The sequence below is a fragment of the Bartonella sp. B23 genome, assembly GCF_053793815.1.
The window spans coordinates 1597812-1620176 of the sequence record NZ_CP200033.1; the positions used below are offsets into that span (position 1 = coordinate 1597812).

Annotated in this window: 13 protein-coding genes and 1 pseudogene; 8 read left to right on the forward strand and 6 right to left on the reverse strand. The window is 38.2% G+C overall.

Going from position 1 to position 22365, the window contains the following annotated elements; all coding sequences use genetic code 11:
- Positions 1–16 precede the first annotated feature (16 nt).
- The 5 genes from V4B17_RS07005 (at position 17) to rlmN (ending at position 5274) form a co-directional block, all read left to right on the forward strand.
- Positions 17–625: an LptA/OstA family protein gene (locus V4B17_RS07005; RefSeq protein WP_455479424.1), complete on the forward strand. Its 609-nt coding sequence runs from the start codon at positions 17–19 to the stop codon at positions 623–625.
- A gap of 6 nt (positions 626–631) precedes the next feature.
- Positions 632–1426: an LPS export ABC transporter ATP-binding protein gene (gene lptB / locus V4B17_RS07010; RefSeq protein ID WP_455479425.1), complete on the forward strand. Its 795-nt coding sequence runs from the start codon at positions 632–634 to the stop codon at positions 1424–1426.
- Between the two features lie 1172 nt (positions 1427–2598).
- Positions 2599–3063: a PTS IIA-like nitrogen regulatory protein PtsN gene (gene ptsN / locus V4B17_RS07015; protein WP_455479426.1), complete on the forward strand. Its 465-nt coding sequence runs from the start codon at positions 2599–2601 to the stop codon at positions 3061–3063.
- 458 nt (positions 3064–3521) lie between these two features.
- Positions 3522–4025, forward strand: coding sequence for an invasion associated locus B family protein (locus tag V4B17_RS07020; protein WP_455480208.1), 504 nt, complete (start codon positions 3522–3524; stop codon positions 4023–4025).
- A gap of 43 nt (positions 4026–4068) precedes the next feature.
- Positions 4069–5274 carry a 23S rRNA (adenine(2503)-C(2))-methyltransferase RlmN gene (gene rlmN, locus V4B17_RS07025; protein ID WP_455479427.1) on the forward strand — a complete coding sequence of 402 codons (1206 nt, stop codon included), beginning with the start codon at positions 4069–4071 and terminating at the stop codon, positions 5272–5274.
- A gap of 63 nt (positions 5275–5337) precedes the next feature.
- Here rlmN and V4B17_RS07030 read toward each other — a convergent pair.
- Positions 5338–5892: pseudogene (locus V4B17_RS07030) on the reverse strand (LysE family translocator).
- A gap of 212 nt (positions 5893–6104) precedes the next feature.
- On the opposite strand from V4B17_RS07030, the gene V4B17_RS07035 reads away from it, so the two are divergent.
- The 3 genes from V4B17_RS07035 (at position 6105) to V4B17_RS07045 (ending at position 10959) form a co-directional block, all read left to right on the forward strand.
- A complete protein-coding gene (locus V4B17_RS07035) occupies positions 6105–7337 on the forward strand; it encodes an argininosuccinate synthase (RefSeq protein ID WP_455479428.1) in 1233 nt (410 codons plus the stop codon).
- Positions 7338–7720: 383 nt separating this feature from the next.
- Positions 7721–9382, forward strand: a complete 1662-nt coding sequence (locus V4B17_RS07040; protein WP_455480209.1) for a lysine--tRNA ligase — start codon at positions 7721–7723, stop codon at positions 9380–9382.
- On the forward strand, positions 9382–10959 hold the full coding sequence (locus V4B17_RS07045) for a peptide chain release factor 3 (RefSeq protein ID WP_455479429.1): 1578 nt from the start codon (positions 9382–9384) through the stop codon (positions 10957–10959). Before V4B17_RS07040 ends, V4B17_RS07045 begins: the two co-directional genes overlap by 1 nt.
- A gap of 102 nt (positions 10960–11061) precedes the next feature.
- Here the strand turns inward: V4B17_RS07045 and trxA are convergent, their stop codons facing one another.
- The 5 genes from trxA to V4B17_RS07070 form a co-directional block, all read right to left on the reverse strand.
- Positions 11062–11385: a thioredoxin gene (trxA, locus tag V4B17_RS07050; RefSeq protein WP_455479430.1), complete on the reverse strand. Its 324-nt coding sequence runs from the start codon at positions 11383–11385 to the stop codon at positions 11062–11064.
- A 100-nt stretch (positions 11386–11485) separates the two neighbouring features.
- Positions 11486–14971 carry a double-strand break repair helicase AddA gene (gene addA, locus V4B17_RS07055; RefSeq protein ID WP_455479431.1) on the reverse strand — a complete coding sequence of 1162 codons (3486 nt, stop codon included), beginning with the start codon at positions 14969–14971 and terminating at the stop codon, positions 11486–11488.
- On the reverse strand, positions 14968–18090 hold the full coding sequence (gene addB, locus V4B17_RS07060; protein ID WP_455479432.1) for a double-strand break repair protein AddB: 3123 nt from the start codon (positions 18088–18090) through the stop codon (positions 14968–14970). The genes addA and addB overlap by 4 nt, the downstream gene beginning before the upstream one ends.
- Positions 18091–18373: 283 nt before the next feature.
- Positions 18374–19852, reverse strand: coding sequence for a tRNA (adenosine(37)-N6)-threonylcarbamoyltransferase complex ATPase subunit type 1 TsaE (tsaE, locus tag V4B17_RS07065; protein ID WP_455479433.1), 1479 nt, complete (start codon positions 19850–19852; stop codon positions 18374–18376).
- Between the two features lie 46 nt (positions 19853–19898).
- Positions 19899–22364 (reverse strand): PAS-domain containing protein, encoded by a 2466-nt coding sequence (locus V4B17_RS07070; RefSeq protein WP_455479434.1) that lies wholly within the window; start codon positions 22362–22364, stop codon positions 19899–19901.
- Between the last annotated feature and the right edge of the window lies 1 nt (position 22365).

Sequence of the window (22365 nt, forward strand, 5' to 3'; positions counted from 1 at the left end):
AATTGTGGATAATGAGATGAAGCTGAAGGAATCATACAAAAGATGTTTAGGTGTTTCTTTTGCTTTAAGCCTGGGATTGTTAGGGTTTGGAACAGTTTTCGGGTACGGTGAAGTGGCTCATTTTGGAATTGATTTATTAAATGATAAAGAACCAGTGAAACTCTATGCAAATTCTTTAGAAATACGTGATACAGAAGGGATAGCACTCTTTAAAGGTGATGTTTCAGTAGTTCAGGGTGAACGTGTTCTGCGAACAGCAAAATTGGTTGTTTATTACGACAAAGCGCATAAAGGAGATGATAAGAGCCAGACAGACATAAAGGTATCATCACCTGCTTGGTTTGGTTCGACAGGTATTAAGAAAATGGAAGCTTTAGGAGAGGTTTACATAAAAATTGCCACGCAAGTCGCTAAAGGTGATAAAGTCGTTTTTGATGGAAAGACAAAAACAATAAGCTTAACAGGGAATAATGTTGTATTAACGGATGGTGATAATGTGGCAACAGGGTGTAAATTAATAGCAGATATGAAAAGTGGTAATGCTTTTCTAGAAGGTTGTGAGACATCTAAAAAAAAGGGTCGTGTTTCTATCGTTTTTAAACAAAATCAAAAGAATGGCCATTAAGATTTCATGTTTGGAATCAAAAGAAAAAAACAGACGGATAAATGTGCTCTTGCAAGCGAAAATTTAAGAAAGCGCTTAAAAGGGACTTTAATTGCTAGTCATTTGATTAAGGTTTACCGTGGAAGACAGGTTATTAAGGATGTTTCTTTTGGTATCCGTACTGGAGAGGCTGTCGGTATTTTAGGTCCCAATGGTGCTGGAAAAACGACTTGTTTTTATATGGTTACGGGCCTTATTAAATCCGATGGTGGATCCATTAAAATCGATGGATTTGATATCACTCATCTTCCAATGTATCGACGTGCTCGTTTAGGAATTGGGTACCTTCCACAGGAAGATTCTATTTTTCGCGGTCTTTCAGTAGAAGATAACATTAAGGCTGTTTTGGAGATTGCTGAAAAAGATCGCCTTAAACGGCGTGAAGAGTTAGATAGCCTTTTACATGAATTTAAAATTGAACATTTGCGCAAAATGTCTGCTCTTTCCTTATCAGGGGGTGAGCGTCGGCGTTTAGAAATCGCACGTGCTTTAGCTTCTCGTCCCAATTTTATATTACTTGATGAACCATTTGCAGGTATTGATCCTATCGCTATTTTTGATATTCAGCAGCTTATTCGTTATTTAACTAGGCGTGGAATTGGTGTTTTGATAACGGATCATAATGTTCGTGAGACACTAGGGCTTGTTGATCGTGCGTATATCGTTCACGAAGGACAAGTATTAGTTCACGGTTCTCCTAGCGATATTATCAACAACGCTGATGTACGCAAAATTTATTTGGGAAATCAATTTTCCCTTTGATTTTATAGCTTCTACAAGTTCTGATTTAAGTTTAAATATGTCAATGTGATGAACAGAAACATCGTTCCACACGTAGAACTATTTAAACTCGTTTCATGAAGGTAGATGGGTTTTATTTTGATCTTTATGATCAAGAACAAGAGTTATACCGTTGCAAAAACTGTGATGACGTTGTTAAAAGCTTTAAAATAGATAAAGAGATACAGTTTAGTCTTTTGTATGTAAAAACAGAGAGAATGGGCATTTTTTAGAGAAGATAGCTGAAGATTTTGTTTATGGTACCACCGCTGAAAAGCCCCTTATTTATCTCTATATTTATGTCGAGGCTTTTTTGATTATCATAATATTAAACTAAATTTTTTATGAGTATTGAAAAAGGACTGCATAAAGGTGAAATGGTTTATAATTTTAGTCAGTTCGATTTGCTTTAATTGTACCATAGAAAAGATATTATTGGATTAACCTGATAATGAATGATAAACGGGACCATAAATAAATGCAGGTATTGTTGGAAGGTATATAGATATCAGATATTTTTCTTCGTTGAATCAAACGGTGTATCGGTGATACTGTTTTGGATATTGTTATGGTAAACTACGAGTTGTGCATTACAGTTGTTAAGTAGGATTCGTTGTATTTTGTTGGTTTGCATTACGCATTTTAAAGTGGGTAGAACAGCTGAGAATATTAAGGGTAAGTCTGTGAATTTCTTTAAAACCGCCATGGCATGATTTAAATCTTTTAGATTATTTTGGTCAGATAGTATTTAAGCCACACAGCAATTGTCAAAACAAAGTACCATTTTATCTCGATACGCTTCTCATTTTATAGAAGCCGGTTCTTAAAAGGAAGAATAAGATCTGATGAAGAATTGTACACTAACTTTCATAATGAAAAGGTCGATAAATTTATGAATGATTGTATTTTTTTGGTACCGTAGGGAAGTTAATTTTACGGACAAAATCCTTTCCTCTTTTCTTGTGCTATTAATTGGGAGCCGAATTACTATCTATTTTTGCACTAAGAATTATATTTAGTGAATTGAACCATCACCCGTTATGGATTAAAAAATAAAGTCACATGCGATGATGCAAGAAAGTGAAAGAACTTTAGATAACACCGTTTACAAGTTTGTAGGTGAGCGTTTGAGCGTGTAAAAGGAAAATTAAAGTATGAATTTGAGTGAGTTAATTGCACCGGAAGCGATTATTCCGGCTCTTAAGGCGAATTCGAAGAAACAAGTTCTGCAATTTTTAGCAGAAAGAGCGGCTGAGCTGACAGGTTTGAGTGAACGTGTTATTTTTGATGTTATTTTGCAACGTGAAAAACTGGGTTCAACGGGTTTGGGTGGTGGTATTGCGATTCCTCATGGAAAATTGCCGGATATTAACCGAATCGTTGGTATATTTGCGCGCCTTGAAAGCCCAGTTGATTTTGAGGCTCTCGACGATGAACCGATTGATCTTATTTTTCTCCTTTTAGCACCTGAGAATGCTGGTGCAGACCATTTAAAGGCTTTATCACAGATTGCACGTGTTTTACGTCATGCTGATGTTGTACAAAAGTTGCGCAACACCCACGATGCCAATGCGCTTTACGCTTTATTAATTCAAAATTCAGAATCAAATGCAGCTTAAAAGATGTTATTATGTACTGTTATTGATGGTGCACTACAAAACAAAATTATAAAATAATATAATCTGTGCTTGAGAAATCTAAACCACCGATTGCATCATGTGATTTTAAAGAAATTGCTTGCAGCAAAAAGTGTAGTTCATTTCTTAATGGGGCGATGGTATGTTTATGCCTTATTTTGAATTACAATTGCTTAAAGAACTAGATTTTTATAAGAAAGGCAAAATTTATCTAATAGAATCAAAATGTTGTTTTTTAGTCTGATTATTGAATAAAAAATTTATACTTTAATAACGATTAAAAGGTCACAATTAGAGGTAGGAAAATTGTTTTGATCAACATGAAAGTATTTTGCTTTTGAAAAGATTGGAGCAACCACATTAAGGCACTGACAAGTTTTTGCAGAGCTTTTCCAATGAAGAGAATCTTGTGAGAGATTAAAAAAATGAGCCAAATGAAGATGTTTGAAAAAACTGTTATTGCTGCATCTGTGATAATTCTTGTTATCTCCGGGTCAGCACGTGCACAAACGCCAAGCCGTTTGAACCAATTTGAAGCTTGGGGAGCTTATTCTTATAAATCGCCAGAAAATGCAATTTGCTATGTATTGTCAGTACCTTTAGAATCTCTTCCAACGACAGTTAATCATGGAGATAATTTCTTTTTGGTCACTAAGCGCTCAGATTCGCCTGTCTCGTTTGAACCACAGTTTATGGCTGGTTATACACTTAAAGAAGGCTCAAAGGTTACTGTGACCATCGGAAATAAAAGTTTTGATTTTTTCACGAAAGATTCATCCGCTTGGTTAGCTTCATCAGAGCTAGAAAAGCAGCTTGTTTCTGCTATGCGTGCTGGAAGAAATATGACGGTGAATGCCATCTCAAAGCGGGGAACTTATACCACCTATACTTATTCTTTAAAAGGGGTGACCGCTGCATTAGATGCAGCACAAAAATGCCATTAAGGTCTCTTTGTAACTCTAAAATAGCGATATAAATTGGAAAACAATGGCTGTTTCATATAACCTCAGATCAGTTGGTGTATGCCTAGCACGAGAATCAAAAAATACTATGGTGAAGGAGGGATCCAAGTCCTCTTTGATCGGCTTGTTTCAAGATGAAATGATTGAAGCTTTAAAGGCGATTGGTGTTCCGGAACATCAAACGCGTATGCGTGTACGTCAACTTTGGCATTGGCTTTATGTGCGTGGCGTTTCAAATTTTGATGAAATGCTCAATATTTCTAAGCAAATGCAAAAAATGCTTAAAAATCACTTTTCTATTGCGCGTCCGGAAATTGTTGCAGAACAGACATCAAAAGATGGTACACATAAATGGCTGTTACGGTTTCCTGCACGTGGAGCTGGAAGACCTGTTGAAGTTGAAACGGTCTATATTCCTGAAGAAGGGCGTGGTACTTTATGTCTTTCATCTCAGGTAGGGTGTACGTTAACTTGTTCTTTTTGTCATACAGGAACACAAGTGCTTGTTCGCAATCTAACAGCGGAAGAAATTTTGGCGCAATTATTGATTGCACGTGATTGTTTGGGTGATTTTCCTGATAGGAATATCCCTGATGGGTCAATTGTTCCAGTTGAAGGGCGCAAAATTACCAATATTGTTATGATGGGGATGGGGGAACCACTTTATAATTTTGAAGCAGTTAAAAAAGCTTTATTAATTGCTTCTGATGGAGATGGACTCTCTTTGTCAAAACGTCGAATTACCCTTTCAACCAGCGGAGTGGTTCCAGAAATCATACGAACAGGAAAGGAAATAGGGGTAATGTTGGCGATTTCACTCCATGCAGTGCGAGATACGCTGCGAGATATGCTTGTTCCAATCAACAAAAAATACCCGCTTGCACTGTTAATGGAGGCCTGCCGCAATTATCCAGGTCTTTCGAATGCTAAGAGAATTACATTTGAATATGTTATGCTGAAAGATGTAAATGATAGTTTGGATGATGCCAAACAGTTGGTTAAGTTACTTAAAGGTATTCCTGCTAAGATCAATTTGATTCCTTTTAACCCATGGCCAGGAACGAATTATCAATGTTCTGATTGGGAACAAATTGAGCGTTTTGCTGATGTGATCAATCAAGCAGGTTATGCCTCACCTATTCGGATGCCACGCGGGCGCGATATTTTGGCCGCATGCGGTCAGCTTAAATCTGCTTCAGAACGTTTACGTAAATCCGAACGTTTGCAATGAGTGATTTCAATCTCCATCAATAAGAATACGCAGAGCAAAATTGGTAAAAATGTCCGCGATAAGCTAATTAAGAAAACGGATATAAGAAGGATTTTTCTTAAGTCCGTAAGAAGATTTATGAGGCATAAAAATTATAGGAATATTAGTAGGTATAGAAATAGTAACATAAGAGAAATCCAAAATGAGCAATTTTTGCGTGATCATAGGATCATTTACATTGATAAATTGGGGCAAGAAAATCGTGTTAAAAATGATAATTTTTGGATTTAAAAGATTTAATTCCAACAGCAGTAAAATAATTGCGTCTAAGGTTTTTGCATACGGTAGATGTTTCTTTAAGAGAAAATGTGGAATTTTTACGCAATACCTGAAAAGCAAGCCATAAAAGGTAAAAGGCGCCTACAGCTTTAAAAAGAAAAAGCACGCGGTGGATGTAAAATAAGTGCTGATATGCCAAGTGTTACAGCAATAATTTGAACGGCAAAACCTATACACTCCCTAAAGCACATATAATTCCAGCCTCTTTTTACTTTATACAATAGTGCGTGATACAGACAGCACAATAGCAGGTTCTGAAATGAGCGCCAGAATCAACGTTGCTGAGAGAAATCGTATCATCACATATTATTCAGGGAAAAATGACATGTAAATCACTTTTATTTTTCTAAGGATCTGTTCACAGATTATCATCCCTAACAAAAACGTTCCTTTTTAAACTTTTTCGTTTTTTGCATCTATTTAATGTTGCTTAAAAGGAATTTGTTTTCATTGCTTGCATAGTTTTAATTTCTGAGTAGAAGAAGAGAAAGGAAACTATATAGAGCTTTAAAATGAAAAAATGGAAAAATGTTAAGAAAGTTGTTTTGGCGTATTCAGGGGGGCTAGATACGTCAATTATTCTTAAATGGTTACAAAGTGAACTAAATGTTGAAGTTGTAACCTTTACGGCTGATTTAGGGCAGAGGGAAGAGTTAGAACTTGCTCGTCGTAAAGCTGAAATGCTGGGTGTTAAAGAAATCTATATTGAAGATTTGCGTGAAGAGTTTGTGCGTGATTTTGTCTTTCCAATGTTTCGAGCCAACGCAGTTTATGAAGGATGTTATCTTTTAGGGACATCCATTGCTCGTCCGCTTATTTCAAAGCGCCTTATTGAAATTGCCAAAGAAACAGGTGCAGACGCTATCGCCCATGGCGCAACAGGAAAAGGCAATGATCAGGTACGCTTTGAGCTTTCTGCTTATGCACTTAATCCTGATATTAAAATTATTGCTCCGTGGCGTGATTGGTCTTTTAAAGGTCGCACAGAGTTGGTTGAATTTGCGCATGCACATCAAATTCCGGTAGAGAAGGATAATAAAGGTGATACACCTTTTTCCGTGGATGCAAATTTATTACATTCATCATCAGAGGGAAAGGTTTTGGAAGATCCAGCATTTCCTGCTCCTGAATATGTCCATATGCGCACTCTTTCTCCGGAAGAAGCTCCAGATCAAGCAACTATAATCACGATTGGCTTTAAAAAAGGTGATGCTATCTCGATCAATGGGAAAAGTTTATCCCCTGCGGATTTACTTTCTGAATTGAATAGTTATGGACGCGATAACGGCATTGGCCGATTAGATTTGGTAGAAAACCGTTTTATAGGTATGAAATCGCGTGGTATTTATGAAACACCGGGAGGAACTATTCTTTTAACGGCTCATCGCGCGGTGGAATCCTTAACATTAGATCGTGGTGCAGCACATTTAAAAGATGAATTAATGCCGCGTTATGCGGAGCTCATTTATTATGGCTTTTGGTTTTCACCTGAACGTAAGATGTTACAAGCAGCTATTGATTTATCTCAAGAAAATGTTGAAGGTGAAGTTACGCTAAAGCTTTATAAAGGTAATGTAATTGTTGAAGGCCGCGAAAGCAAAAAATCACTTTACTCTCGTGAATTAGTAACTTTTGAGGATGATCAGGGTGCTTATGACCAAAAAGATGCTGCCGGTTTTATTAAATTAAATGCATTACGCCTACGCACATTAGCAGCACGCTCATTAATACATACAGAAACATAACAGAAGTCTTTTTAACAGTGTTTAAGTGCATGATAGGTTTTATATTAAAAGTTTAGGAAGGTAATTTCTTGAATTGATTTTGGTTACAGATGGATTATTTATCAATTTTGAGTTCAATGCTAGAGGTTTTGCTTTCTTTTTGATAAGTGTAGTAAGAAAAACCTATAAGAAGAACGATTAAAGCAGCTATAATCAAAACGAGTAAATTGCGGTTCATATATTCACACTTTCGTTTACGTAAAATATAAACAAAATAATAGGGCTGGTGCTGATTATGGCAAGAGTATGATAAGAGTTTTATATCTTTTTGCTTGCTATTATTGACGAATAAATCAAGAACCATACACCATATTGTGAAAGAATTTAATTTTAGGATAAAGATGATGATGCGTGACCAGTGTGATACCTTTAGCTTTACACCAGAATTAAGAGATATTGCTGCTCAATCGAAAGCTTGGCCATTTGAGGAAGCGCGCAAAATTATCAAACGATATGAAAAAATAGGTTACCCAGAGATAGTTTTATTTGAAACAGGTTATGGGCCGTCTGGATTACCACATATTGGGACTTTTGGAGAAGTTGCACGTACAACAATGGTATGCCATGCATTTCGCGTTTTAACAGAGAATAAAGTTAAAACAAAACTTCTTTGTTTTTCTGACGATATGGATGGTTTACGTAAAGTTCCTGATAATGTCCCTGATCGCGAAAAGATGGAAAGCTATCTTGGTCAACCACTTAGTCGTGTCCCAGATCCTTTCGGGGATGTTTACCCTTCTTTTGGAGCAGCAAATAACGCCCGTTTGTGCGCTTTTCTTGATCGGTTTGGTTTTGATTATGAATTTGCGAGTGCGACAGATTATTATAGTTCCGGTCGCTTTGATGAAACACTTTTAAAAATACTTGCCTATTATGACAGGGTAATGGAAATCATTTTACCAACATTGGGTGAAGAGCGACAGGCTACTTATTCGCTTTTTTTGCCGATTTCCCCATTTTCTGGAAAAGTGCTGCAAGTTCCGATGATTGCCCGTAATATTGAAAAAGGCACTGTCACTTATATTGAACCTGAAACAAGAGAAACCGTTGAAATTGAGGTTACAGGGGGGAAAGTTAAGTGCCAGTGGAAGGTAGACTGGGCGATGCGCTGGAAAGCGCTTGGCATTGATTATGAAATGGCGGGAAAAGATCTTATCGATTCTACCAATCTTTCTTCTAAAATTTGCAAAGTGCTTGGTGGTAATCCACCAGAAGGGTTTAATTATGAGCTCTTTTTAGATGAAAAGGGACAGAAAATTTCAAAATCCAAAGGAAATGGCTTAACCATTGATGAGTGGTTAACGTACGCTCCAACAGAGAGTCTAGGGCTTTATATGTTTTCGAAGCCGAAAACAGCAAAGCGCCTTTATTTTGATGTTATTCCAAAAGCTGTTGACGAATATTATGCACATCTTTCAGCCTATGGTCGTCAAAAATGGCAAGAACGGCTTAATAATCCCGTATGGCATATCCATAATGGCTGCCCTCCGCAGATTGATTTGCCTGTATCTTTTGCTATGCTTTTAAATTTAGTAAGTGCTTCAAATGCAGAAAATAAAGAGGTTCTTTGGGGTTTTATTTCTCGCTATGCTAAAGGAGCAAATCCGCAAACTTATCCAGCACTTGATCAATTAGTGCAGTTTGCTATTAGATATTTTGATATTTTTGTTAAACCAAATAAAAAATTTCGAACACCAGATGACAGCGAACGGGCAACATTAGCGCAAATTGATGAAAAATTAGCTAATTTGCATGGAACTATTGATGGAAACATAATTCAAAATACGCTTCTTGATGTTGCACGTTTAATAGAACGCTATCAAGACCATAGCAAAAAAAATCCTGAAGGTGGTCCAGGTGTTTCAAATGTCTTTTTTCAAATGTTGTATGAAGTCCTTTTAGGGCAAGAACGAGGACCACGATGGGGGTCATTCATAGCTCTTTATGGGATTAATGAAATGCGCGGACTGATTGCTGAAGCGCTTGCACGGCCTATAGGTGAATAATGGAACAGAGAGCGCAAGAAGTAAAACGGCGACGAACATTTGCGATTATCGCGCATCCTGATGCAGGAAAGACAACACTAACAGAAAAGCTTTTATTATTTGGTGGAGCTATTCAGCTTGCCGGTGAAGTGAAAGCAAAAAAAGATCGTATTCAAACCCGTTCTGATTGGATGAATATTGAACGTGATCGCGGTATTTCAGTTGTGACATCGGTGATGACGTTTGAATATGAAAATCATATTTTTAATTTGTTAGATACTCCAGGACATGAAGATTTTGCTGACGATACGTATCGCACTCTCACAGCTGTTGATAGTGCTGTGATGGTGTTAGATGGTGCGCGCGGAATTGAGCCAAGAACACTGAAATTGTTCGAAGTTTGTCGGATGCGAGATATCCCTATTATTACTTTTGTCAACAAAATGGATCGTGAGGCGCGTGATCCTTTAGAAATTTTAGATGAGATTGAAGAAAAACTCGCACTTGATACCGCGCCGATAACTTGGCCTATTGGTATGGGTAAAGATTTTATTGGCACCTTTAATCTTCATCACAAGTGTTTTCGTCGGAAAGATGATGAGGTGACACCACAAGTGATCTCTGGGTCTGATGAGGTTGCACATTTACTTCCTGAAAATCAACGTGCACTCTTTATTGAAGAAGTGGAACTTGCTCAGGGTGTCTGTAAAAAATTCGATTTGCAAGCTTTCCGTGAAGGACATATGACACCAGTTTATTTTGGTTCGGCTTTACGAAACTTTGGTGTGCGTGATTTGATAAATGCGCTCATTGATTTTGGTCCAAGTCCTCGTGATCAGGGTGGAGATAAACGCAGTGTTATAGCCACGGAACCTAAAATGACAGGGTTTGTTTTTAAAATTCAGGCTAATATGGATCCTAATCATCGTGATCGTATTGCATTTTTGCGGGTATGTTCAGGGATTCTTGAACGTGGTATGAAGACAAAATTGATAAGAACTGGAAAGCCGATGACACTTTCAGCACCACAATTTTTCTTTGCGCGTTCGCGTCAAATTGCTGATCAAGCTTATGCTGGTGATATAGTTGGCATTCCCAATCATGGCACATTACGTATTGGTGATACCTTGACGGAAGGGGAAGATATTCTTTTTAAAGGTGTGCCCAATTTTGCACCGGAAATTTTACGTCGTGTTAGTTTGGGTGATCCGATGAAAGCAAAAAAGCTCAAAGAGGCTTTACAGCAAATGGCCGAAGAAGGTGTCGTACAATTATTTATCCCCGAAGATGGTTCTCCTTCTCTCATTGGTGTGATCGGTGCTTTGCAAATTGATGTTTTAACGGAACGACTTAAGGTGGAATATTCTCTGCCGGTAAATTTTGAATCAACGCGTTTTAGTGTATGTCGTTGGATTTCTTCAGAGGATAAAGATGAGTTGCGAAAATTTGTAACTAATCACTGCTTTGCCATCGCTTATGATCTGGATGGTAATCCAGTTTTTTTAGCAGAAAATCATTTTTCATTGAATTACGAAGCAGAGAAGGCACCGAAAATAAAATTTGCAGCTTTTAAGGATTACCAAATCCGCTCTGAATAAAGAGAAACTTTTGCTATTATAACAGCGGCTTTTTAATAAAATGAAAGCAAAAAAGAGAGAGGGTAAACCTCTCTTTTATGGTAAGAACTGTTATAAGCAGATTTAACGAAGTCCCTCTTTGATCCATTCAGAAATGCGCCCCCTAGAAGCGGCTCCAACCATATTTGATGAAACATTTCCATCCTTAAACATTAATAATGTAGGAATTGAACGTACTCCATATTGGGTAGCTAATTCCGGATTTTCATCAATATTTACTTTGGCAATTTTAACTTGATTTTGCATTTCTACTGAAATTTCATCTAAAATTGGAGCAATCATTTTACAGGGTCCACACCATTCTGCCCAAAAATCAACCACAACAGGGGTTGAAGAGGCCAGAACTTCGCTTTCGAAATTGTTTTTATCAACTTTTATACATGTCATGAGTATATCCTTTATATTTACCTCTATAGATTGGTATGGTGAAGATTCATATCAAGTTATTGCAAAGATAAATTATAAGAAGTTTTAAGGGAGAGAATTTTTAGCTTATAGGTAGGGCAATTTCATCAAGAATTTCATCAAGTTTTTTTGGAGAAAGTTTAAAAACTTTCGCTTCTTTACTGTAAACAAGAAGAGCTTGTATATCTTTGTTGGGATGGATATCTTGCAGCAATTTTCGATAAAGAGCCATTTGCAACAAATAGTGTGGCGCGATAGCAACTTCGTTTTTTGGTGAGATTCCCGTTTTAAAATCGATAAAGACAATGCTATTTTGTGTGATGTATAGACGGTCAATTTGACCGGAAACGGTTTGCTCTTTTCCGTGAATTTTCACAATGCCTATTAGGGAAACTTCAGCGTATGAATGCTCAGAGAAGAGCGGTTTAAGATACGAATGATCTAAAATTTTCCAAACATGATTGAGCGCATCTTTTCTTTGGATTTCATTCCAGTGAGAGGCTTTAGTATTGAGATAATGCCGAGCATAATCGCGACGTTTTTTAGGCTCGCAATTGGGCAAATATTGCAGCAATCGGTGAACAATATTACCATATTCAATAAAAAAAGCTCTGTTAGTATTTGTTTCTCCCAAAACAGGTGAGATGCCAAACTGTTTTGAATGAGAGAAAAGCTCATCATCATCTTTAATGGACAAACCAGCAACAGAGGGTCTTAATGGTTTCGGTAGAGTTGGTTCTTCTGAGACTTTATAGGAGAAAAAATCTGGTAAAGGTGGGAGTGTTTTGTTATGCGCACAAGGTACCTCTTGGTTTATTAGGGTAGAAGTGTGGGGTGTTATGCAATAGCGCCAAGCCGCAATATCCTCTGCTGGACCTTTTATAACAACGGCATGTGGTTTGAGAGCTTTCTTTATCAATTGTAGCCATGTATCAGAAAATGTGCGCTCACTTTTATAACCGCAAACAAATAACCGATCTTCAGCACGTGTCATTCCTACATAAAGAAGACGTTTGTATTCTTCTTCTGCACGCTCTTTTAAATGTGAAAGTGCTTTTTCAGAGGATTTTGTATTGAATTCTGCGTTGGGGCGCCAGATATAAGCTTGTTGGTTGTTCAGTTGTGTATTGTTTAAGGGAATTTTCAGAAGGTGAGGTGCATGCTTTGAATGCCAAATGGCACTCCCTGAATCAACCAGAAACACAACAGCAGCTTCCAACCCTTTGGCAGCATGAACAGTCATGATACGGACTTCTTCATGATTTTGATTGAATTCACGTTTAATTTCTGGTTCACTTTCACTTAGTGTTTCCAAAAAAGCTTGTAATCCTGGTAAACCCGTTTTTTGAATCGTGAGTGTGTAATCCATAAAAGCGTCAAGGACGTCATTTGCTTCTGATCCCAAGCGAGCAAGAATCTTTAGTCGTCCCTTATCATTGTTTAAAATATGGCTATAGAATTCAAAAACCGGCATTTTATCAACTAAATTGCGGTATTTACTGAGACTTTCAAAAGTGCTTTTAAAAGATTCATGCGATGATGCGTGCATACATAGGCTTTGCCAAAGAGAAGCTGTACGGTATGCTGCAATCTGAAAAAGTTCCTCTTCGCTAAGCGAAAAAAGAGGGCTCTTTAGAACACAAGCAAGAGACAAATCATCCTGTGGTTGCAAAACAAAACGTCCAAGCGCCATTAAATCCCGCACACTCATATGCTTTGTAAGTTGTAAACGATCAGCACCAGCGACAGGTACATTGCATTGTTTAAGGGCACGAGAAAGCGCTAATACAAATTCATCACGCTTACGAACTAAGATCATAATATCACTTGCACGCATTAAGCGTCCTTTTGCGGGAAGCATTTCTCCTTTCTGTAACCAGCCATCAATAGTTTCAGCAATTTTTTCTGCCAGACGTACTTCTGGTGTATCTAACTGATCCACAGTTAAATGCCAATCGTTAGGAAATTCATTAGTTTTTTTGGAAAGTGCATCCCACAAAATAACTTCACCAGGGCTGTGAATACGAATAGCTTCGTGCACTGTTTTTGTATTTTCTGCTGAAAGCCCTTTGTAATTCTCCGGTGTTTCAAAAACAAGATCGACGCTTTTAAGAACATCAGCTGTCGAGCGAAAAGAATAATTCAATTGTATTTTTTCAAATTTCTGCTTCGCTTGTTCTGCTTTTTTTTGAATCATTTTGCCATTTACAGCAAAATTTTCTGGAGCAGCGCCTTGAAAAGAATATATAGATTGTTTTTCATCTCCAACAGCAAAAAGAGTACGTATATTGTTACGTTGACTATGGCCTGTGAAAAATTCTTGCGCTAAAAGTTGAATAATTTTCCATTGCTCAGGGTTTGTATCCTGTGCTTCATCAAGCAAAATATGATCAAGACCACGATCAAGTTTATAGTGTACCCATTTGCTCGCACCTTCATGTTGCAACAAATGGAGTGTACGCTCAGTAAGATCATCAAAATTTAAAAAACCATTGGCTTTTTTTAAATTTGCATAAATTTTGAGATAAATGGCACAAAGCTGAAAAGCGGCCATATTGAGGTCGAGAATTTTTACGCATTGATATTTCTCTAAAAGAACAGAAAGCCTGCTTTGTTTATCTTCAATCGTTTGTTGAATAAAGGACCAAATTTCATCTGATTTTTTAGAAGATATAAGTGAAAAATTACTGGGGTCACCTTTTGCTTTAAAATAAACATTTGAAACGACGTTGATGATGGTTGTTTCATCACAAGCGGTTTCTAATTGGAAAAGTTTCTCAATCATAGCCTTGGTATTTTTATTACCATAGGTTTGACAATGTGTAAGAGCATAAAGAGGCAGGCGAGCCGTCTGTTGAATTTTTTCTAGTAGCTTCTGGTTTGTATCATAAGGCGCTAAATTAAACAGTCTACGCAATTGTTCCTCTCCATTTTCAGACAAAAGAGAGGATAAAAAGCCATACAGTTTGTGTTGCTTTTCATTTGCTTCATCTAGCAATCTGTTAAAAGTGTGTTCACTGATAACCTTAAGCAGCTTTTTCAAAGCGGGTTGTGCATCGCTATGCTTTAAAAGTTGGCAGCGCGCTTCTTGTTGTAATTTTTTGCGGTTTACATCATCTATGAGTTCGAAATGTCCAGCAATATTGGCTTCTAGCATAAATTGATGCAAGATAGATTCGCAAAATGCATGAATAGTTTGGATTTTTAAGCCTCCAGGTGTTTCTAGGGCACGAGCGAAGAGTTGGCGCGCATAGGTCATTTTTGCTGCACTGATAGGTTTGTTTTCAAGCTGTGATAATATTTCTTTAAGCTGCGCATCATCGAGCTCATTCCAGCTGGAAAGTGTGCGAAAAATTCGCGATTGCATGACAGCGGCGGCGGCCCTCGTATAAGTGAGACATAAAATACGTGCTGGAGGAGTACCGTTTAAAAGCAAGCGAATGACGCGTTCGGTTAAAACATGGGTTTTTCCAGAGCCCGCATTTGCAGAAACCCATACATTTTTTTGGGGGTGTGTTGCTGTTGCTTGTGCATCAAGGGCTGCTTTAGGAATAGAAAAAATGGTCATGATTGACTTCCTTTATGGAATCCATTTGACCATTCCCATAAGCGTGCTAAGTTGTCATAGTCACTTTCATATTCTTTTTTTAAAGGGACTGCATGTGAAAGGTAGCCTTGTTGTGGATTTTTATAATACTCCATCAATGCGATGAGATGTTCCCACGCCTTTTCACCGAGATTAATGACACTTTGGTACTCTTTTTCCCCTTTCTTTGAAAAAATTGATTTAGGATTTATTTCACCTTTTCCATTGAGGGGGATGTAAAGTAGATTTGAGGGGGTAAGATTTTGAAAATCTGTAAAGGCTCCTTTCATGAGCAAAGCTGCTTCTAGCGCCAATTGTGGAAATAATAAATCACGAACTTGTTTTGATGAGGGAGGCGTATTTGTTTTAAAATCAATTATTTCAACCGTTTTGTTTGCTAATACATCAATACGATCAGCGCGTCCTGAAAGAGTTACCCCTGTTGTACCTATAGGTATTTTTTCGGATACTACTTCGGTATGTCGTTCTCGAGGCTCTATACTTTGTTCCCACCGAAGAATGAAAGGAGCAAGATTTTCAAAATTTGTCCACCAGATTGTTTCAATATCGGAAGGTAAATTAAACTTATCAAATTCTTGTCGTCCAAGGGTTAGTAATACATCCAATGCATTTTCGGCATTTGGATTTTTTACTTGTGTTCCAAAAGCAGCAAGAATAGCGTGATAGAGTGTTCCACGTTTAGCAGCAAAAGAGTCATGGATGAGTGCTTTAAGTGGTTTGAGACGCAAGATTTTTTTGGCATAAATGGCATAAGGATCATACCGCAAGGTTTCTATTTCAGTGACAGAAAAATTGCGAGGACGCATATCAAGGGGCGGTATGGGGCAAGGACGTTTTGCACAGGCAATTACATTTGTCTTATCAAGCATTTTTGCCCAATGAAGGAATACTTCACCTCGTGTACGGATTTGTTTCCAAACCTGTTTTCCTATGACCGTTTCTAAGCGCTGTAACCAGCGTGAAGGAAGTGAAGGAACGTGATTAACCCTTAGCGCTCGGCTCATAACCACTTTATTCATTCCCATAGCCCAGTGAAAATCATGTGCAGAAAGACCAATACGCTGTTCTGGAGGTTCAAGAGCTAACATCATTTTCATCGGCCGCGATAAAAAAGCATCATTGTGGGTTGTCATAGGCCACGATCCTTCATTAAGACCGCCGATAACTACTGTATCAACCGTTTGCAAACGTGATTCCAAAGTGCCCCAGATAAATAAACGCGAATGCCCCCCTGGGGAAGGTGTAACGGAGCGTGTTGCTATTAAAGCTGAAAACATAGCAGGCCATTCGCAAAGACGAAATTTTAAGCCTGATTGATCACTCACCAATTCACACAAAAAAGTTGATAAGGCTTGTCCTGCTTCATATTGATAAAGATTTACAAGAGAATCGTTCTCATCGCGTCCAAAATTTTCAAAAACCTCGACCGTCGCTATTGCTGCTTCATTGATGGTACATTCCCTCTCATGTTTTAGGAGAGATGCTAAAGGTTTGACAGCTTTAATCAAAAGGTGACAAAGAGTGTATGCTTCTTCGCATTTTTGTTGGTCAATAGCTTTCGTTTTAAAAGTATTGTTGCAATGTGTTTTCATCCATTTTTCAATAAATTGGTCACATTCACAAAGATTGATATGGCTAGTACTGCCTCGAAGAACAAAGAGTTCAAAATTTTCTACTATTTCGCGCAAGAGATTACGGTTTTGCTGGAGTGTTGTGAGTGGATGTTTGAGAAGAGAAAGAAAAGCAATTGGGTCACCAGGATGAAACACATTTTCTAAAAGAAGCCTTAACAGAGTTGCAGGGAGTGTTTGTGCAAGTGGTATTTCCCCTGAATCATTTGCTTCAATTCCAAAACGCTGTAATTCAGCTGAAACACGGCGCGCTAAATTACGGTCATTTGTGACAAGAGCCGCGTTTTTTTTGGGTTCTTCAATTGCATTACGTAATGCAACGGCAATAGCTATAGCTTCTTCACGCTCATTTATAGCTTCAATGAACGACCAATCTGCACAAAGGGTTTCATAATCATCACGGACAATTTGTACCCATCGGTCTGTTGTAGAAGCCGGTCGGAATGCTTCTGATAACAAAGCTGCGCGTTTTGCTTTTATTGCACTTTGTTGTCCAATTTCACGAACATGAAGGCGGTGACATTTCATGAGAGAGAGAAGTTTTTTTAAATGATATTGAGGATGGCTAAAAGTGTTTACTGCATGATCGAAAAAATCAAAAGTTGTTCTTCCTTCATTATTCGCGCCCAATGCATTCCATTGATCTTCATCCATATGAAGATCAAGTCCAGGAAGAACAACAGCTCCTTTTGGCAAGCGAGAGATTACTTTTAAAAGATAAGAAACTGCAGGAACAGAACCTGCAATACCAGCTGCAAGAATAGGTTTGTTAGGTTGTGTATGGTGTAAAGTTTCTGTGTGCATTTTGAGTGCTTGATTGCGCCACTCAGCTGAATTACTCCGTTGTCTTTCTTGTAAAATTTGTGGCCATCTTTGTGTGACAATCGTGAGAAAGCTGAGCGTTATTTGCCACCATTCGGCTACCATATCGGGTACAATTTCTTTAAGTTTTGACCAATCAGCTGCTTCTGTTTCAATTTCATCCATCAAGTGTGCTAAATCTTGAGCAAGCCAAATTGCATCAGCAGTATGAGCAGGAATAAGTACATCTTCTGTACCAAACATGGCACGCAGATGAGCAGGCAAATTTTCACGCCAGGGACGAATGAGGCGCGCTAAAAGCAAAAGGCGTTCAGTATCTCCAATGGGAGGATTCAAAGTGTTGGTATTGTTTTCAATAAAAAGAAAACTCTCTTCGTACAGATCTCCTAGAGCGCGAATGGTTGGCAAGAAGGTTGATTGCATAGCGCTTCTTTCAACAAAGACAGCACGTAAAGCACGAGCAGCACGGCGTGTTGGAACATAAATAAGGGTATCAGCAAGGGTTGTCTGGACATCCCCATTTGGTGCGAAGTTCTCAATAAGAGCGCCTGAGAGCAATGCATCAACAAAATGCGGTAGAAAAGGAGTTCCTGGAGAAATAGAAAAGACACGTGGTTTAAGGGTCATATGATCTCATTAGGAGTGTGTGGAAAATATTCCATCTTGTTGATTATTTGCATTGTTTCTACTGTATACAATTTTTATGGTAGGAAAAACTGAAAAGATATATCTGTGTAATAGATTTTTATTTGAGTTAAATGACGGTTTAGAAGGTCATTTCTGCTAATTTTCATCAAAGGTTTGGAAAAAGAGAATAGCCACTAGATTATGCTTATTCTCACGTTTAGTGGTAAAAATGATTTGCTTTTTTGAAGAGTGTTTTGCAAAAGTTAAAGTTGTAAGGAATCTATCATACTTTTGAAAGAAGCCCCGCTTCTTGATAGAAGTTTTGTAAAGGTGCAAGAGTTGGATGTGAAAGATTGCGAGTAAGATAATCTTGCAGATAGGGAAGATACTTAAGATAGGGTGATTTTCCATCTTGTTGGTTGAGACGCACAAAAATTCCTAAAATTTTTGAAACCCGTTGAGCACCTGCAATTGCGTAAAGCTTGCGGAATTCATTTTCATCAAAAGAGCGTGGTGCCTTATGACGTGCATTACAATAGGCATCGAGAATTTTCGCTTCGAGTGTTGCTGAAATAAATAAACGTGCATCCTGTGCTAAAGAGACAAGGTCATAGGCTGTTGGACCTTTTAAACCATCTTGAAAATCAAGAAGACCAATGCGGGCAATGCCTTCTTCATGCGCGCGCCAAAGAATATTGGGGGAATGATAGTCACGCATAACAAAGGTACTCTCTCCTTTAGTAAGGATATCGAGATAAGGACTCCAACAAGTAAAAAAAGCCTCACATTGTTCTTGATCCAATGCTTTTTGTGTTTTGAAGGGCAAATACCAGTCTAGCAATAAGGAGAGTTCTGCTTGTAGTACTTGGCAATCATAGGAGGGAATTTGAAGCAAAAATTTTGCCAATTGCTTTTCGAAAGGCCACGATTTTTGGTGAAAAGCTGCTAGCAATTCACCACAGGCAATATAACGCTCTTCTAGAGGATTGCCACTTTGATCTAAAATCCCTTCCCGCCCGAAATCTTCTAAAATCAAAAGTCCTTTTTCACAATCTTCGACAAAGATATGGGGGGCAGAAAATCCATTGTCTAAAATGAGTTGATTGATCCCTACAAATTGAAGGATATTTTTTGCAAGTTGTGCTGTTGCTGCATAGGAGGGATCTGTTTCCATGGTTTGTGCATCCATTAGGACTTCTTGACAATGTCCATCATCTAGCAGTTCATAGGCACGCGCAGAAGTATCTTTAGCCAAAAAACGACGATGAACATGACCGCGTCCATGGGTTGTTAAAAATGTGCGAATTGCAAAAGACCGCTGTAGACGTTCACTGGAATCTTCTGCTGATGTAAGAGCCACACGACGTCCATAGTCTTCATATTGTAAGGTGAGGGCAAAGGTAACTGGTTCCAAAAGATCTGCACCTTTTTCTGGCCATTCAATAAGTAAAACGCCTTGCTCACGCGCTTCATGAAGCCCTAATTCATCAATTTCTTCTGCCATAGAAAGGCGATAAAGGTCAGCATGAACAATTTCAAATTGTGGCAGATGATAGCTTTGAGCAAGAGTAAAAGTAGGACTTGGAACATCCAGAGTATCGTCATTAGCAAGCGTACGGATGATTGTACGCGCTAAGGTTGATTTTCCTGTTCCAAGATCACCTTGAAGTGTTACAACATCACTAGGTTTTAAAGCGAGAGCTAAATCTTGTGCAAAAAGTTTGGTTGCTTCTTCATTTTCAAGAAAAAAATTAAAATGCATGAAGAATTCCGTGAAATGGATGAAAAAAACTTATGAAAAGACGAGATTAAAAAACATTTTCTCCTTTGGGAATAGGAAAAAAACATTTAACGGTTGTTCCTTGTCCAGCGCCGGTAAGAATTTCAACATGTCCACTGTGCAGTTCAACGAAATTTTTGACGAGAGAAAGACCAAGACCTGCACCAGCGCGCCCGCCATTATGTGCATGGGAAGAAAAACGCTTGAAAATACGATCAAGAATATCTTCTGGAATATCAGATCCTTCATTATGAACACTGAAGACTATGTTACCATTTTGTTCTTCAGCACAAAATTCAATAGTGCTTGCTTCAGTTGCAAAATTAATAGCATTGCTGAGAACATTAACGAAGATTTGATGCAAACGTTTTGCATCAACAGAAATAAAATTTAAGGAAGGAGAAATTTGTTGTAAAAGCGTAATATGGCGTCCGTTAAGACGCTCTTCTACCCGCGCTACTGCTTGTACCATGGCATCAGCAATATTAACTGGCTGTATGTCGAGCTCCATGATGCCTGCATCAAGAGTTGCAAGATCAAGAATATCATTAACAATATTCAAAAGAGTGCCTGATTCTGAGTGAATATGCCCAAGATATTCTTTTTGCCGTTCATTAATAGAGCCAAAAATTTGATCGCGTAAAATATCAGAAAATCCAATAATATTGGTGAGGGGTGTACGCAATTCATAGGAAACATGTTGAACAAATTCATTGCGCAAATGATCAGCTTTTTCTAAGGCTTCATTTCTCTCTTGAAGAGCGCGCGCAACATGAACAGTATCCGTAACATTAACAAAAGTAAGCATTGTCTGTCCATTGGGAAGCGGTGCTACTGTGTAATCAATGATCATTCCACTTTTGAGATCCATACGACCTGAATAGATATCGCGTTTTTCATCCAAACCTGTAATAAATTTGGCAAATTGATCCCACTCATTTCCTACCGTTAAGGGTGAACAATGGTTTTGTAATTGCGTAATGTGGGTGCCTTCTACCAGTAAATTATAAGGGAGAGACCATAATTTTAATAAAGCTGGATTCGATAAACGAAGACGTCCATCTGTGCCAAAAACCACTACCCCTTCTGAAAGTTTATCAAGTGTTTCTCCTTGTATTTTAATCAGTGTATTGTAGCGTCGTTCAAGATCAATTTTTTCTGTAAGGTTTTCATAAAGCCAGGTGACGCCTCCTTGTGGATGGGGGCTGGAAATAGCACGTACCGTGCGTCCATCTGGAAGGTTCCAAATCTGTTGATTTGATTCTGTTTGTTGATGGGCTTTTAGAAGTTCTTCTTTCCACGTGCGCCAATCAGGATGTTCACCAATAAGCCCTTTTTCACGCAACTGTTCAAGAAGCAACGCGTGACTTGGTTCACTTTCTAGAAAAGAATCCTCTAACGGCCATAAGATTTTAAAAGCATGATTGCAGAATTTTAATTTTTGGCTGGTATCGAAAACAGCCACAGCCGTTGAGATTTGGTCAAGAGTTTCACAATGGCTTTGAAGAACACGTTTTAGTTCATTAGTAAGATTTTCATATGCGCTGTCATCACGAGCAAAAGCTGCCATTCCTTCTTCTGTTGTAACACGTGTAAGATGGAAATGGTGCCGTTCTCCATCAATAACTGTATTAACATGCTCTTGAAAAATCGTTTCTACCTCATCTGTTTTGCGTTGTGTTGTTTCATTAAAAAGATCAACAATTTCATTACTACTTTCTCGAAAATTTGTCATTGCTTTGAAGGCGCGATTAACAAAACAAACATTTCCCTTATAATCTCGTATCCATACCGGTTCTTGAATAAGATCAAGAAGATTGCGTTGCATTCTTAGCTCGATGAGGATTTTGGCGATATCTTTTTGTAAACGCGCATTTTCGCTTTGCTGTGTTGAGATATCTTGAAAACGCGCGATGGCTACCGTTCCAGCTATCACTCCTGTAACTTGCAACAATATATTATTCTTAGTAGTGACGGAAAGTTCAAAAGGGTAAGATTTGTAAAGCAATTGCGTGAGTGCATAGTCAAGTTCTCGGTTTGAAGTTTCTTCAAGCCAGAGCTCAAAACACTGAAAATTTTGCTGTAGAATTTCTGCTTTTTGTAATGCATGAATGTTGCCAACCACATGTGGTGAAGCCGTTGGATTTTCCCAAATAAGAAGGCATTGTCCAGTTTCTGCTAGAAGCCATTCATAATATTGAAGTTTTTCAGAAAATTCCACTTGAATTGTCTTCAAAGACTCCAATGAAGCTTTTTTTGCACGCATAATAACTGCTATGCAAGTAAGAAGTGAAGCACAAGAAATTCCTCCACAAAGGGCTAAAATAAGCCATGGGCCATCTGGCAAAGTGAACGCAAATGGTAGATGCATTCCCAATGACTGAGCAAAAGCCCATGTTGGAGAAAAAAGGAAAAGAAGGCAAAAAATCTCTGTAAAGATGCGGATCATTTTTTGGGCTTTTTCTTTGGGCTTATAATCACCAAAGCTAGACACG

Bases quoted from the DNA above. Each gene is read 5' to 3' on its own strand.
- V4B17_RS07005 (WP_455479424.1), top strand. From the start codon at position 17: ATGAAGCTGAAGGAATCATACAAAAGATGTTTAGGTGTTTCTTTTGCT.
- lptB (WP_455479425.1), top strand. From the start codon at position 632: ATGTTTGGAATCAAAAGAAAAAAACAGACGGATAAATGTGCTCTTGCA.
- ptsN (WP_455479426.1), top strand. From the start codon at position 2,599: ATGAATTTGAGTGAGTTAATTGCACCGGAAGCGATTATTCCGGCTCTT.
- V4B17_RS07020 (WP_455480208.1), top strand. From the start codon at position 3,522: ATGTTTGAAAAAACTGTTATTGCTGCATCTGTGATAATTCTTGTTATC.
- rlmN (WP_455479427.1), top strand. From the start codon at position 4,069: ATGGCTGTTTCATATAACCTCAGATCAGTTGGTGTATGCCTAGCACGA.
- V4B17_RS07035 (WP_455479428.1), top strand. From the start codon at position 6,105: ATGAAAAAATGGAAAAATGTTAAGAAAGTTGTTTTGGCGTATTCAGGG.
- V4B17_RS07040 (WP_455480209.1), top strand. From the start codon at position 7,721: ATGATGCGTGACCAGTGTGATACCTTTAGCTTTACACCAGAATTAAGA.
- V4B17_RS07045 (WP_455479429.1), top strand. From the start codon at position 9,382: ATGGAACAGAGAGCGCAAGAAGTAAAACGGCGACGAACATTTGCGATT.
- trxA (WP_455479430.1), bottom strand. From the start codon at position 11,385: ATGACATGTATAAAAGTTGATAAAAACAATTTCGAAAGCGAAGTTCTG.
- addA (WP_455479431.1), bottom strand. From the start codon at position 14,971: ATGACCATTTTTTCTATTCCTAAAGCAGCCCTTGATGCACAAGCAACA.
- addB (WP_455479432.1), bottom strand. From the start codon at position 18,090: ATGACCCTTAAACCACGTGTCTTTTCTATTTCTCCAGGAACTCCTTTT.
- tsaE (WP_455479433.1), bottom strand. From the start codon at position 19,852: ATGCATTTTAATTTTTTTCTTGAAAATGAAGAAGCAACCAAACTTTTT.